The organism is Reichenbachiella agariperforans (genome assembly GCF_900142205.1).
Classification (GTDB): Bacteria; Bacteroidota; Bacteroidia; order Cytophagales; family Cyclobacteriaceae; genus Reichenbachiella; species Reichenbachiella agariperforans.
The window spans coordinates 322092-336290 of the sequence record NZ_FRAA01000003.1; the positions used below are offsets into that span (position 1 = coordinate 322092).

Annotated in this window: 16 protein-coding genes; 10 read left to right on the plus strand and 6 right to left on the minus strand. The window is 43.5% G+C overall.

Translation table 11 applies throughout. From position 1 onward, the window contains the following. Positions 1-22 precede the first annotated feature (22 nt). Positions 23-436, minus strand: coding sequence for a hypothetical protein (locus BUB99_RS10555; RefSeq protein ID WP_139280971.1), 414 nt, complete (start codon positions 434-436; stop codon positions 23-25). Positions 437-1131: 695 nt separating this feature from the next. Between BUB99_RS10555 and BUB99_RS10560 the strand changes: the two genes are divergently transcribed. From BUB99_RS10560 to BUB99_RS10580, 5 genes are read left to right on the plus strand one after another with little or no spacing between them, the layout of a single operon-like run. Beyond that, positions 1132-1359 (plus strand): 4a-hydroxytetrahydrobiopterin dehydratase, encoded by a 228-nt coding sequence (locus BUB99_RS10560; RefSeq protein ID WP_073122286.1) that lies wholly within the window; start codon positions 1132-1134, stop codon positions 1357-1359. Positions 1360-1364: 5 nt separating this feature from the next. Beyond that, on the plus strand, positions 1365-2042 hold the full coding sequence (rsmI, locus tag BUB99_RS10565; RefSeq protein WP_073122288.1) for a 16S rRNA (cytidine(1402)-2'-O)-methyltransferase: 678 nt from the start codon (positions 1365-1367) through the stop codon (positions 2040-2042). Beyond that, positions 2039-2824 carry an inositol monophosphatase family protein gene (locus tag BUB99_RS10570; RefSeq protein ID WP_073122290.1) on the plus strand — a complete coding sequence of 262 codons (786 nt, stop codon included), beginning with the start codon at positions 2039-2041 and terminating at the stop codon, positions 2822-2824. The genes rsmI and BUB99_RS10570 overlap by 4 nt, the downstream gene beginning before the upstream one ends. Before the next feature lie 7 nt (positions 2825-2831). Beyond that, positions 2832-2978, plus strand: a complete 147-nt coding sequence (locus BUB99_RS10575; RefSeq protein WP_084190500.1) for a FeoB-associated Cys-rich membrane protein — start codon at positions 2832-2834, stop codon at positions 2976-2978. Between the two features lie 55 nt (positions 2979-3033). Beyond that, complete coding sequence (locus tag BUB99_RS10580) at positions 3034-4119, plus strand: ferredoxin--NADP reductase (protein ID WP_073122292.1); 1086 nt, start codon at positions 3034-3036, stop codon at positions 4117-4119. On the opposite strand, the gene BUB99_RS10585 is transcribed toward BUB99_RS10580, so the two are convergent. Next, on the minus strand, positions 4116-5123 hold the full coding sequence (locus tag BUB99_RS10585; RefSeq protein WP_084190501.1) for a tetratricopeptide repeat protein: 1008 nt from the start codon (positions 5121-5123) through the stop codon (positions 4116-4118). The genes BUB99_RS10580 and BUB99_RS10585 overlap by 4 nt on opposite strands. Before the next feature lie 281 nt (positions 5124-5404). On the opposite strand from BUB99_RS10585, the gene BUB99_RS10590 reads away from it, so the two are divergent. Beyond that, positions 5405-6316 carry a hypothetical protein gene (locus tag BUB99_RS10590; RefSeq protein ID WP_139280972.1) on the plus strand — a complete coding sequence of 304 codons (912 nt, stop codon included), beginning with the start codon at positions 5405-5407 and terminating at the stop codon, positions 6314-6316. 100 nt (positions 6317-6416) lie between these two features. On the opposite strand, the gene BUB99_RS10595 is transcribed toward BUB99_RS10590, so the two are convergent. Both BUB99_RS10595 and BUB99_RS10600 read right to left on the minus strand, forming a co-directional pair. Next, positions 6417-7487, minus strand: a complete 1071-nt coding sequence (locus BUB99_RS10595) for a M42 family metallopeptidase (RefSeq protein ID WP_073122297.1) — start codon at positions 7485-7487, stop codon at positions 6417-6419. Positions 7488-7490: 3 nt separating this feature from the next. After that, positions 7491-9047, minus strand: a complete 1557-nt coding sequence (locus BUB99_RS10600; protein ID WP_073122299.1) for an acyl-CoA carboxylase subunit beta — start codon at positions 9045-9047, stop codon at positions 7491-7493. 130 nt (positions 9048-9177) lie between these two features. Between BUB99_RS10600 and BUB99_RS10605 the strand changes: the two genes are divergently transcribed. The 4 genes from BUB99_RS10605 to BUB99_RS10620 all read left to right on the plus strand — a co-directional run bounded on the left by BUB99_RS10605 (position 9178) and on the right by BUB99_RS10620 (position 13201). Next, the gene (locus tag BUB99_RS10605; protein WP_073122300.1) at positions 9178-10092 is read left to right on the plus strand and encodes a Ppx/GppA phosphatase family protein; all 915 of its coding nucleotides are present in this window, start codon (positions 9178-9180) and stop codon (positions 10090-10092) included. A 2-nt stretch (positions 10093-10094) separates the two neighbouring features. Beyond that, positions 10095-11162, plus strand: coding sequence for an Ldh family oxidoreductase (locus BUB99_RS10610; RefSeq protein WP_073122302.1), 1068 nt, complete (start codon positions 10095-10097; stop codon positions 11160-11162). Positions 11163-11291: 129 nt separating this feature from the next. Continuing rightward, positions 11292-12260 (plus strand): vWA domain-containing protein, encoded by a 969-nt coding sequence (locus BUB99_RS10615; protein ID WP_073122304.1) that lies wholly within the window; start codon positions 11292-11294, stop codon positions 12258-12260. Next, positions 12257-13201: a tetratricopeptide repeat protein gene (locus tag BUB99_RS10620; protein WP_073122306.1), complete on the plus strand. Its 945-nt coding sequence runs from the start codon at positions 12257-12259 to the stop codon at positions 13199-13201. The genes BUB99_RS10615 and BUB99_RS10620 overlap by 4 nt, the downstream gene beginning before the upstream one ends. A gap of 32 nt (positions 13202-13233) precedes the next feature. Here BUB99_RS10620 and BUB99_RS10625 read toward each other — a convergent pair whose 3' ends face one another. Next, complete coding sequence (locus tag BUB99_RS10625) at positions 13234-13692, minus strand: NUDIX hydrolase (RefSeq protein ID WP_245816826.1); 459 nt, start codon at positions 13690-13692, stop codon at positions 13234-13236. A gap of 73 nt (positions 13693-13765) precedes the next feature. Then, positions 13766-14176, minus strand: a complete 411-nt coding sequence (locus tag BUB99_RS10630; RefSeq protein WP_084190502.1) for a carboxypeptidase-like regulatory domain-containing protein — start codon at positions 14174-14176, stop codon at positions 13766-13768. Positions 14177-14199: the final 23 nt, after the last annotated feature.

Here is a 14199-nt window from a genome sequence, read left to right on the forward strand (position 1 = left end):
TTACAATATCCCATTACTGTTATCATTTGAGAGGCTTCAAAGTGAAATCAACACTACCAGTTGATCCATTTCCTATGGCACGTATAACCAATCTCAACTCTTCATTGGCAGGAGTAGGATCTACCTGATCCGGCAGTACAAAACGATAGATCAAAGTGTCCAATTTCTTATTTGAGTATAAGGTCTGAAAATCGTAATTGGTCACTTGCTCTTCTACACTGGGGTTAGCGATAAAAGAACCCAATGTCACTTCCACTCTATCTAACTTCCCTGCTGACACGCGAAGAAACAAAGGAACATACACTTCATCACCTCCTTGAAAATCTCGTGACAAATACTCTAAAGATAAGGGGCCTACATACCCGTCAAAATATTCTTCATCCGAACATGAGACCAAAGTCACGAGGATGAACAGAACCATTGATATTCTTTTCATTGTAAGTTTATTTAAAGGCCGTTTATTACTAAACGGCCTTATTTTTTAGATGAAATTTTCTAGCGTAAAGTTTAATCTAGCACCTCTCTTCTCTACCGTGATCTCCTGTGTCCCCCATACCATTCTGCACGTTCACTTAGACTCTTGGGTGGGTATGTAGGTATAAAACGCAGCTTTATCAAGCAAACCATCTATATGATGCTACCAGTAGGTTCATAATTATCTAGATCCAGAGGTCTTTCCATCCCATACTGGACTATGTCCATCTGAGAATCTGGCGCCACTCTTTCTTCACAGGAAAATTGAATGAATAGAATTGCTACGAGTGCAGCCACCTTGCTTATACCTTGTATAAGGTGGGTTGGTAGTTGGTTTTTAAAATAAGCATTTATTAAAAGTTACAGGTTGATATCCCTTACTAGAAGGGTAACTTTTGGGTTAGTTATTGGTTTCTCAAAATGCTGGCACGATGATAAACACTTGATTCCACATATACAAGAGCCGTACGCACAAAGCCTTATCGCTCCCCTGCCTCTCTCCCCTTTAAAAATCCAACTAGCACACATCAATGGAAGAATAAATCCTTTGGCAAAGTCGTGGATCTATTCGATGTCTTTGTACTGAATTAGCACCAGCCAGTTGTCCAGTTCCCTTAAAAGATTGTATTTTTAGGTTATACATAAAACCCTAAAACTATGTGGTACGAAGAAGACAACAAACTCGTCAAAATATTCACTTTCAAAAACTTCACGGAGGCTTTTGGCTTCATGACCAAAGTCGCTATCGTTGCAGAAAAAATGGAGCATCACCCAGAGTGGTCCAATGTATACAACAAAGTGACCATCCAACTCTGTACGCACGATGCGGGCAGCACCATCACCGACAAAGACAAAGCGCTAGCAGACGCTATCGATCAATTATAATAACTATGAACTTCGATTCCTCCCTTTATTTGGTCCCTACGCCGATTGGCAACCTACAGGACATCACCCTCCGTGCGCTCGAAACACTCAAAACGGTCGATGTAATTCTGGCCGAAGACACGAGAACTAGTGGAGTTCTTTTGAAGCATTTTGAGATCAAAAAGCCACTCAAAAGCTACCACATTCACAATGAGCACAACATGCTACAGCAGCTCACCGATGCGATGAAGAATGGACAAAAGATGGCTTTAATCTCTGATGCGGGTACACCTGCTATCAGTGATCCTGGTTTTCTACTTGTGCGAGCTTGCATCCAAGAGGATCTGCGCGTAGAGTGCCTACCTGGCCCGACGGCTTTCGTGCCAGCGTTGGTCAATTCTGGATTGCCCGCTGATCGCTTTGTATTCGAAGGCTTTTTACCACAGAAGAAAGGACGGAAAACGAGACTGGATGCATTGGCAGAGGAGACCCGTACGATGATATTTTATGAATCTCCTCACCGTATCGTCAAAGCACTGGGCCAATTGGCCGAAGTATTGGGCGCTGATCGTCAGGCATCGGTCAGCAGAGAGATCACCAAAATCCACGAAGAAACTGTCCGAGGGACGCTAACTGAGATCATGGAACACTTTGGAGAGAAAAAAGTAAAAGGAGAAATCGTCATCGTCGTAGCAGGAAAATGAATCTAAAACACATCACCCAAGAAGTAGTCAAGCTATCCATCGCCACAGGTGCCTTTATCAAAAAAGAAGGTGAGAGCTTTGACACCTCCAAAATCGAAGAAAAAGGCAAAAATGATTTGGTATCCTATGTAGATAAGGAAGCCGAAAAAATGATCGTTACGGGTCTCAAGGACATTCTACCAGATGCTGGTTTTATCACCGAAGAAAACACCATAGAAGAGGACGATCGAGAACTCAAATGGATCATAGACCCGCTAGATGGCACGACCAACTTCATTCATGGATTGCCTTGTTACTCTACCAGTATCGCACTTGCACGAGGCGAAGAGTTGCTGATTGGTGTGGTTTATGACATAGGTCAGGGAGAATGTTTTCATGCCTACCAGGGTGGCGGTGCATACCAAGACGGTCAGCCCATACAGGTCTCCCCTACTAATCTGATCGCTAATAGCTTGATTGCTACAGGCTTTCCCTATTACAATTTTGAAAAAATGGATAGCTATATCAGCATCTTGCGCCACTTGATGCAAGAGTCACATGGTCTGCGACGAATGGGTAGTGCTGCGATAGATTTGGTGTACACAGCCATCGGTCGATACGAAGCATTTTTTGAGTACAACCTAAACTCCTACGATGTAGCCGCAGGAGCACTAATTGTACAAGAAGCGGGAGGTCAAGTCACGAACTTCGCTGGAGGAAAAGACTTTCTGTTCAAGAGGGAAATAGTCGCCACTGGACACATCCATAACGAACTATTGGCCGTTATCAATAAAAACTGGTAGTACTATTATGATCCAAAATCTCATCGTTCTGGCTTTATTCTTAGGAGCTCTTTGGTTTCTGGTCAAGAAGTTCATTCTCAAATCAGATGCATCTGCTGGGTGTGCAGGAGGCTGTGACAAATGTGACACGGCACAGAACAAACAAAGCACTTGATTTCTAGCATTCCGTGCTTACTTTTGCCCTATCTATATCACCATAACAAATACGCATGTTCGGTTTATTCAAGAAGAAAACAAAAAGTACTATAGATTCGACGAATCTTCAACTCACGATCAAAGAAGTCGTGAAAGAAACCAAAGACGCAGTGAGCGTCGTTTTTGAAGAACCTGCTTCTGGTGCTATCCAATATCAACCTGGACAATACCTCACATTGATATCAACTATAGATGGTAAAAAAATCCGTAGAGCCTATTCGCTATCCAGTAGCTCCGCGTACAACGAATCCCCTACCGTCACGATCAAACGTGTAGAAGGTGGACGCATGTCCAACCACGTCAGTGACACATTCAAAGCAGGTGACACCATAGAGGTCATGGCACCTATGGGCAGTTTTGTGATTGAAATCAAACCAGAAGGCAAAAAGCATTTGTTCCTATTCGGAGGAGGTAGCGGTATCACGCCTTTGATGTCTATCGCCAAAACAACCTTAAAACTCGAACCGAACAGCAAAGTAACCCTACTCTACGCCAATAGAGATGAGGAAAGCATTATTTTTAAATCCAAACTCGAAGCACTAAAAGCGGAGCATGGAGACCGACTACAGGTCATTCACTGCCTAGAGACTGCACCTACTGACTGGAGCGGATACAGTGGATACCTAACCAAGGACATCATCAAAGAAGTCCTAGACAAGTCACAGGATGAGCAATACACCAATGTCCAATACATGACCTGCGGACCAGAGCCTATGATGAATATCGTATTGGAATCATTGGAAGGACTCAATATCCCTCAAGAGATCATACACAAGGAGAGTTTCACACCAGCTAGTGCTACTGAGGTGGTGATCGATGACTCTGCGGACAAACTCGTCACCATCAATCTAGACGGTGAGTCACACCAAGTGATGGTTCCTAACTCTAAGTCTATCTTAGAAGCAGGACTAGATGACGGGATAGACATGCCATATTCATGTCAAAGTGGACTATGTACTGCCTGTAGAGGGAAATTAGTCAAAGGGGAGATTGATAAAGGTAATGCAGATGGTCTGACTGATAGTGAAAAAGAAGAAGGATACGTCCTGCTATGTGTCAGCCATGCCAAATCCAACGATATAGAAGTAACGATAGGCTAGCCTGCTACAGCGGTATGGTTCGCTAACTCTACCTCGGCTGCCAGATACCCGAAAGCCTGCCAATACGGGCTTTCCATCATCTTCTCGAATACCTCTATCGCTTGTTCGGGCTTGCCGTGATTGTAATACCAATTACCCACACCATAGCCCAGAGTGAGCTGAGAGATTTCGCCATCGGTATCTTGAACATTATAGATTTTTTCGGGTTCATATAACCCCTTGTACATCAGCAGCAGTTGATGATAACTCTCATTGTCCACAATGTTCATCTTCGGGGTAATAGGTTCTAGCAACCTTTCTGCAGCGGGAGTATTCCCTATTTTCTGATACGTCATATACAACCAATGCGTCGCTGAGACGAGCATATCATGGTTATCCGCCACTAACATGCATTTCTTATAAGCCGAGACCGCCTTATCAAAGTTTCCTTTGATGTAATATGCTAAACCCAAGTGATACCAGATATTGAACTGAACAGAACTGCGCGGGATATTTCTTTCGTTTTGCACCACATCATCTTCCATGATAGTCGGTAAATCCCGGACATAAAATACGGCCTTCTCGAGATCATCTATCGCATGGTCTATATCACGAACGGTTAGATATCGGTGACCTCTATGCCGATATAAGTCGTAAGACTCTGGGAACTTAGACAAACCCGCAGTGTACACTTGGATCGACTCGTGGTATCGGTACAGGTAAGACAACCGACGACCATACCAGTATATCATTGGCAGACTATCTGGATAACTCAGATAGTTTTGATAGGCTTCTTCTAATTCATTTTCTCGTTTCATGAGAGACCATCGATCGAGTTCAGGACTGAGTAGCCTTTTACCCGTCAGGGAAGTATAGCCTTGGTCTTGTTGCGCAGCTAGGCCAGTCACCATATTATCTACTGACACACTATCTATTTCATGGTCGCTAGAGCTCGTACTCTCAATCTTCAAACAAGACTGTAAGAACAGCATAGCCAGTACCAGAAATAAACAAGTGCTTCTCATAAAATAAAATTATTCAATTGTTGATGGATTCTTTACCAAAAGATACTCTTTCAATTTATCAATAACGTAAGGATATTGAAGATATAGTATCAAAAACAAGGCATGAATACAACTAATCTAGCAGAATTCAAGGATTCTTTACGACAGATTCAAAAAGTGTGCCTTTATTTAAAATAGTTAAACTACTTTTTCAAACAATGGTTCTCCAATAACGCATTCTCCTCTATATTTATTAGAATAAATAGCATACAAATTTTAAAATCAACTGAAAAACGAATACCATGAGTGAAGGCCTAATTAATTTTATTACCGAGTGGCAAAGAATTATGTACATTTTAGCGCCCTCATCGGTTCTCTTAGGGGTGCTCATCTATACTTTCTACAGACTAAGACTCTCCAGCAAAAAAGCTTTCAAAGCCAAATACGATTTCGTCAGTAAGTATGAATACAACTACCTATTCATCACGCATGCTGCAATCGGTTTGGGCGTATTTTTCATTTGTAATACCTACAAACAAGAAACGGTTCTATTGAGCTTTGTATGGTTTTTTATTCGCTTCTTTATCTCCGCGTGTTTTGGCGTATTGTATGGCTATGTAGCGCAACTAATGCTCAAATACTACTACCCCAGCGTTCAAGCCAAAAAGCTCAAAAAATACAGATACACCCACCGTATCAATCCAAAGAATGGCAATGAAATGAAACTTCTCAGCGAAGAAGAAGAGGATGCCTACTTGGACGAAGGTATGCAGGCAGAGGAAGACGTTTTCTCTGTAGACTATGACGTATGGATCGATACTGAAACTGGGGATACCCAAATTGAAAAATATGAAGGTCGACTCAGTGCCATGGAGTGTGATCGCTGTGGTTTCCAGACTCTCAAATTGGAAAAAGAAGAGATCGCTAAGGAAGCCTCTAACGAAGAAGACGGGGAATTGATCAAGCACTATAAATGCTCCTACTGCAAACGTGTCAAACGTAAAACCGTCAAGCTGTCTACAGAAAAATCCGAAGATGATTTCAACATCGACGAACATACGCAGTTCATAGACTTGACAGGCAAGAAAAAAGTAGTACTAGTAAAGCTCGTACTTCATAGCAACGAAGGAGAGATCAAGAACTACGAATTCCAAAACCTCCAAGAAGCACAAAAATTTCTACGCGAGTTTAGTTTCATCAAACTAGAAGACTAAGTCAGTCTCACGCAAAACAACTATTTAATCTAAAAGAGCCGATGAACTCACATTCATCGGCTCTTTTAGATTTTGGCTACTGCCCAAACCCTTGATAGCTCTATTTTAAATAGCTGAAATCATGTCCCTCAGATAACTGCACCAAGAACTCGTACATCAGGTTGATAACATGCTCCACATCATCAAGATGAGCCGTTTCTACCGTCGTATGCATATACTTGATCGGCAATGAGATCAATGCCGAAGCAATCCCCTCTCCACTGTAAGCAAAGGCGTCCGTATCCGTTCCAGTAGATCGTGAAGAAGCCGCACGCTGATAAGGTATCTCCTTAGATTCGGACACGTCCATGATCATCTTCAGTAAGTTATTCTGAACAGCAGGACCAAAGGACAAGACGGGGCCTTTTCCAGCTTTCTGATCTCCATCGAGCTTCTTGTCGTACATCGGTGAGTGCGTATCATGACACACGTCGGTGATGATCGCTACATTAGGTTTGATTCGAGCGGCCATCATTTCAGCTCCTCTGAGGCCGATCTCTTCCTGCACCGCATTGACGATATAAAGCCCAAATGGCAACTCTACTTTGTTTTCTTTAAGCTTACGTGCCACCTCGGCAATCATAAACCCTCCTATGCGGTTGTCCAAAGCTCTTCCACAGAGATATTTACCATTGAGTTCCATCAGTTCATCATCGAATGTAATGACATTGCCCACTTTGATTCCTAGCTCATCAACTTCCTTTTTGCTCTCACATCCTACATCGATGAAGATATTATCCATCGCAGGATTCTTCTCGTTTTTATCTTTGCGCACGTGGATGGCAGGCCACCCAAATACACCTTTGACAATTCCTTTGTCTGTGAAGATATTGACTCGCTTAGAAGGTGCGATTTGATGATCCGACCCGCCATTTCTCACCACATAGATGTACCCTTCATCTGTGATATAGTTGACGAACCAAGAGATTTCATCGGCATGTGCTTCTATGACTACCTTGTATTTGGCCTCAGGGTTGATGATCGCCGCTACCGAACCATAGGTATCCGTGATATAATCATCGGTATATGACTTCATATATTCCAACCAGATCTTCTGTCCAGAAGATTCAAAACCAGTAGGTGAAGGATTATCTAAATATTTGTACAAAAACTTCTTACTATTCTCATTCATATCTTACAAGGGTATATTTCCGTGTTTTTTCTTGGGCAAAGTAGCCACTTTATTTTCTAACATGCGCAGGCCTGCGATCAATTTTAGTCGTGTATTCTCAGGAACAATCACCTCATCGATAAAGCCCCGACTCGCAGCGATATAGGGATTGGCAAACTTGTCTGTGTACTCCTCTACTTTCTCATTCAGCTTAGCCTCAGGATCAGAAGCGGATTTGATTTCGGATTTGAAAATAATCTCCGAAGCACCTTTTGCGCCCATCACAGCTATTTCAGCAGTCGGCCATGCAAAATTCAGGTCTGCCCCGATATGCTTCGAGTTCATCACATCATAGGCTCCTCCATAAGCCTTTCGCGTGATGACTGTAATCCGTGGTACAGTCGCTTCACAAAACGCAAACAGCAACTTAGCACCGTTGCTAATGATGCCGTTCCATTCCTGATCCGTACCTGGCAAAAAGCCCGGCACATCTTCGAATACAACCAACGGAATGTTAAAACAATCACAGAAACGTACAAACCGAGCGGCCTTTTTGCTCGCATCTATGTCCAGTACACCCGCCAAACTCTGTGGCTGATTAGCTACTATCCCAATACTCCTCCCCGCTACTCGGGCAAACCCTACGACGATATTTTCAGCATAGTTTTGATGCACTTCGAAAAAATCATTCTCGTCAACCACCTCCATGATCACCTCCTTAATATCATAGGGCTGGTTGGGATTGGCTGGTATGATTTGATTCAACTTGGGACGTTTCTCTTCGGAGATCACGTAGGGTACTTCCCCTACCGACTCCTCACAATTCTGCGGAATAAAACTCAGTAGTCGTTTGATACTCCTCAAACACTCCACTTCATTTGTACTGGCAAAATGCGTCACACCACTCTTGACACTATGCGCGGATGCACCACCGAGTTCTTCAGCCGTCACGACTTCTTGCGTCACTGTTTTTACCACATTAGGTCCTGTTACGAACATGTAAGAACTATTCTCCACCATAAATACAAAATCCGTAATGGCTGGCGAGTACACCGCTCCCCCAGCACAAGGCCCCATGATTGCAGAAATCTGAGGCACCACGCCAGAAGCCATCGTATTCTTAAAGAAAATATCTGCATAGCCCCCTAGGGAGTCTACCCCCTCCTGTATCCTAGCGCCTCCTGAGTCATTGAGACCAATGATGGGGGCACCGTTTTGAAGAGCTAAATCCATGATCTTGACAATCTTCTCCGCATGAGTTTCAGATAGAGACCCTCCAAACACAGTGAAATCTTGACTATATATATAGACCAAACGTCCATTGACATTGCCATAGCCAGTCACCACACCATCCCCTAATATCTTCTGTTTATCGAGACCAAAATCAGCTGCTCTATGAACCACCAATTTGCCAATCTCCTGAAAAGTACCGTCATCCAACAGTAGCTCTACACGTTCTCTGGCCGTCAACTTTCCTTTGGCATGCTGTGCCGCAATACGTTTCTCTCCTCCACCTAATTCTGCCTCTCGATTCAGCTTTTCGAGATAATCGATTTTTTCTTCTTCGGTCTTTAGATTCATGCTGTTTGGGTTTAGTCTTCTATCAAATATAAGTAGTCCGACAAACATTTCTCCCATGCCGCAACAAGTCTCCCTCAGTCCATCTCTAAGATCAATTTATTTCATAAATTAGCCCGAATTTTTGAAGAACATGAGAGAAGGGGTCATAGATATCGGAACCAATACGTTCCACCTGCTGATCGTAGATCGGTCAAACAACAACCAAATACTACATAAGGAGAAAGTAGCCGTTCGCATAGGAAAAAACGGAATCAGCAAGGGGTTCATATCTGATGATGCTATGGAAAGAGCCATAGAAACGCTATCACGTTTTCGTACAAAACTCAAAGAATACGAAGTATCCGAAACCACCGCTACAGCCACCAGCGCGGTTCGAAATGCGGAAAACAAACAGGAATTCATCGATGCTATCAGAGAAACAACTGGGATAGAAATCCAAGTCCTGTCAGGAGATGAAGAGGCCTTTTTGATCTATCAAGGCGTCAAAGAATTTATTGACATCCAAGAACCTGCTCTCATCATGGATATCGGCGGTGGGAGTATCGAATTTATCCTAGCCGATGCGCACGACATACTCTGGCTCAGGAGCTACGAGATCGGTGGTCAGCGACTCATCGATCAATTTCACAAATCGGACCCTATCACAACACAAGAAGCCGATGATCTCGACGCATTCATTACAGAGACCTTGCAGGAAGTTTTCTCTATGAGTGAAAAATTTAATGCCCAATACCTCATCGGATCCTCTGGCTCTTTTGATACTTTTTGGGACATACAATCAAAAAAAACACAGCCCAACCTTACCAAAAAACCAACCTTAAGCAAAGAACTTTTTGAGTCCATTCACCAAGAGCTGATCGCTAAAAACAAACAAGAGCGTTTAGCCATACCGGGCATGATAGAATTGAGAGTTGATATGATTGTCGGTGCATCCATCGTCACGCATAACGTACTCGATAACTGCGGGTTTGATCAAATCAAAATCTCCCCATTTGCCCTCAAGGAAGGCGTACTCTATCACGGACTCCCGACTAAAATCAAGTAAATATGTATAGCTACGAACAACTACATACATTCGCCAAAAAAATATTCATTGCTATCGGTCACACCGAAGAACTCGCTGCTAGTGCTGCCGACGTGCTCATCAGTGCAGATATCAGAGGAGTCGATTCTCATGGAATTGCTCGACTCAAAGGATACGTCAGGTTATGGGAAGTAGACCGCATCAATGCCAAGCCTAACATCCAAATCGTACATGAAACCCCTTCTACCGCAACGATCGATGCAGATGCTGCACTAGGGCTCGTGGCAGGTCCGCGTGCGATGCAGGTAGCCATAGACAAAGCTAAACAAGTCGGTACGGGATGGGTCAGTGTCAAGAATTCAAACCACTACGGAATCGCAGGATTTCACTCCATGATGGCTCTCGAAGAGGACATGATCGGTATATCGCTCACCAATGCAAGCCCCCTCGTCGCTCCTACTTTTGGAAAAGAACGTATGTTGGGTACTAATCCAATATCTGTGGCAATCCCTACGCTCAACGAGACGCCTTTCATCGCGGATATGGCAACTACGACAGCAGCCAATGGCAAACTAGAAGTTTTACAACGCAAAAAAGAAGATGCTCCTCTCGGCTGGATCCAAGACGGAGATGGTACACCTACCTCAAATGCGCATGGGGTCAAAGAGGGGGGCGCACTGCTACCTCTCGGCGGAGATCGCGAACACGCCTCTCACAAGGGATACATTCTAGGTTCTATTGTTGATATTTTTTCGGCAGTACTGTCGGGTGCCAACTATGGCCCGTGGGTACCTCCTTTCGTGAGTTTCATCGACCCAGTTGCTGATCCTGTAGGCGAAGGACTTGGACACTTCTTTGGAGCCATGCGCGTAGATGCTTTTAGACCTAAGGAAGAATTCCTTCAGCACATGGACCAATGGGTCGCAAGGTTCCGACAAACTACGCCTATCGATCCTAATGTACCAGTCCAAATCCCTGGAGACTATGAGCGAGGTATGGAGGCAGAACGTTTGAAAAACGGCATCCCTGTATTGGATGCTGTCATCGCGGATCTAAACGAACTCGGAGAAAAATTCGGTGTGAAGCTGTAGCGTATACTAGTACGGTCATTTCTTCCTCTCAGACAATCAAATGCTAAAAATTGTTAAATAGCGCACGGATGATTTGGGCTTGCTGAGCCGATAATTATATTTGTCAGAATCTAAAAACAGCGTCAGCATATGGTTTGGAATGGTACACTCGGTACCTTGGAGATTGTCTTCATCTTACTCTTCGGATTGTTATACATCGCCTACATCGTGAGAGCGGTCAATGCTGCTCGTGCACTCCAGAGTAGCTACCGTAGGGTGTTTTACAAAGTAGTACTACGTACCCTCTATTTCTCACTATTTATCGTTGCTTTGATGGGGCCCTCATTTGGTCACAGTCAAAAAGAGATCAAATCTGTAGGCAAAGACATCTTCATCTGTGTGGATTTATCCCAGTCCATGAACGCCTTTGACATCCAGCCTTCTCGGTTAGAAAAAATAAAATTTGAACTGAATGAGATCGTTCAGGCATTTAGCTCGGATCGCATCGGTTTGATCATGTTCTCAAATGAAGCTTATGTACAGTGCCCTCTGACTTATGACAAGAGTGCCTTGGGTCTCTTTATCGAAACACTGAACACCTCTCTAGTACCCAATACGGGTACAGATTTTGGACCTCCTCTGGGTATGGCCCTAGAAAAAATCACGGACGAAGAAAACACCGTCAGCAGACAAAAATCAAAGATCATCATCCTCATCAGTGACGGGGAAGATTTCGGGGAAAACACCGAATCAATCGCCAAAAAAGTAGAAGATGAAGGAATCAAGCTTTTCACACTAGGAATCGGCACCTCACGAGGTAGTAAAATTATGACCCGAAACGGTTTCAAAAAAGACAACCAAGGACAAGAAGTCATCTCAAAACTCAACGCGACCTCTCTAAAAAAACTAGCTAAGTCAACCAACGGAATTTATTTCGAGATTAATGACAAGCAAAATGATGTCAAAAAACTCATCAATACCATAGGAGACATAGAGGGGGAACTACGAGATGCCAAACAAGTCGATGTATCGGCCAATAAGTACTTTTACTTTCTAGCACTCGCGATCGTCCTTTTGCTTTTCGACGTACTCGTTAGAACTAAAACCATGACGATATGATCAAGCTAGTTTTCATTTTCCTGATGACATGGACGATAGATGGCAGTGATGTTGCCAAAGTCAATGGTCTCAAAAAAGAAGGCGAAAAGGCATTCAAAGCGGGTAACTATACACTCGCAGCTGAGAAGTTCTCCTACCTCATAGACTCGATGAATATCGATGATGAAAATGCAGTCCTCAATCTAGGTCACAGTTACTTCCAATTAGGAAAAAATGAAGAGGCACAAAACCAATATATGAAACTCATTCTTTCCGAGAACGAGGAACTCAAATCAATTGCCTATCAGCAGCTCGGCGCGCTATCTAACGACCCCAAAACACTCCAAAAAGCACTGTCTTTTTTCAAATCAGCACTCAAAGCCAATCCTCGCAATGAAGATGCACGCTACAACTATGAACTGATCAAGAAAAAACTAACGGAACAGCAGGACCAGGATCAAGACCAAGAAAACAAGGACGACCAACAGGAAAACGAAGATCAGAAGGATCAAGAGAAACAAGATCAAGAAAACCAAGAAGGCGACCAACAAGGAGAGAACGAAGACGGTGAGAGCCAAGAGTCCGAAGATCAAAATGAGCAATCATCCGAAGACCAAGAAGGAGAAGATGGTGAGCAAGATCAAAACCAAGAAAACCAGCAAGAAGGAGAAAACGACCAAGAGCAAGAACAGCAGCAGAACCAAGAAGGCCAAGAGGGCGATCAAGAAGAACAGCAGGATCAGCAAAATACTGATTCACAAGAAGGGCAAGAAAATGAAGAGCAGGAACAGCAAGAAGGACAAGCCCCTCCTAGCACCTCTGATAAGCTAAAAGAAATGAATATCTCCGAAGAAAAGGCAAAAATGATCCTAGAAGCACTCAAAAACAGCGAGATACAATACATCCAGCAAAACCGCAGAAGACCTACCAACAACCAGAGTAGCGACAAGCCCGATTGGTAGGGAACAATAGTGCTTTCACCTATTGCTCTGACTTATAAGTGCTTTGATTTTTCTAACATACGCAAGATAGACGCTTCGCCCGCTACATAATCGTCGAGTTGCTCTAACGGAATCCAAGCCAAATCATTGGACTCCTCATTCTTTTTCATTTCGTCGGGCTGTAATGCTACGAATACAAAACGTACATCATAATGCTCATGTGCAAGATCAGCCTTACGGGCAGGGATAGCATGGATATCCAGATCGAATATACCGTCCTTCAACAACTTCACTTGCGTCAACCCGGTCTCTTCCGACAGCTCCTTTTGTGCAACACGCACGACATCTTCATCACCATCCGCATGACCACCAGGCTGTAGCCATCGATCTAGTTTCTTGTGATGCAAGAGCATGACAGCATCGCGGTTCGGGTTCAGTACCCATGCGGACGCGGTGATGTGCCCAAATGACAGACTGCGCTCAAAACAGTTATCAAAAGAAAGGAGGTCCAAAAACCTCCTTTTATATGCTAATTCCTCTATGTAAGCAGATTGATATGATTCAATCTGCCTGATTAATTCCTTTCTATCCAATGACTGTATTTACTTTATTGATTCTTCCTTCTTTGAGTTCAGAGGTCAATACCCCTGCACCAATATTGCTCTGACCACTGTTGTCAGCATGAATGTAATACGGAATAGGATCGAGTCCTTTGAACAATACCTGTCCGTTTTCATCCGTCTTGTCCGTGGGTAACACTGCATTCGTTTCCGCTCTGTAGTCATCCTTCGTCGCGAAAACCGTTACCTCTGCTCCTTCTACAGGATTACCCAATTCATTGAGTACCGTGATTTTTAACTTAGTAGGCAAGAACCTCAACTCTGCCGGCTGAAAAGACGCAGAGAGTAAAAAAATCAAAATCCATAAAACACTTTTTGAAAAATACTTTTCCATCCATATTCTTAATTGATTCGCTCTCACTCCTTCATGAACCATGCCAAATATTTTTAATTAACTGA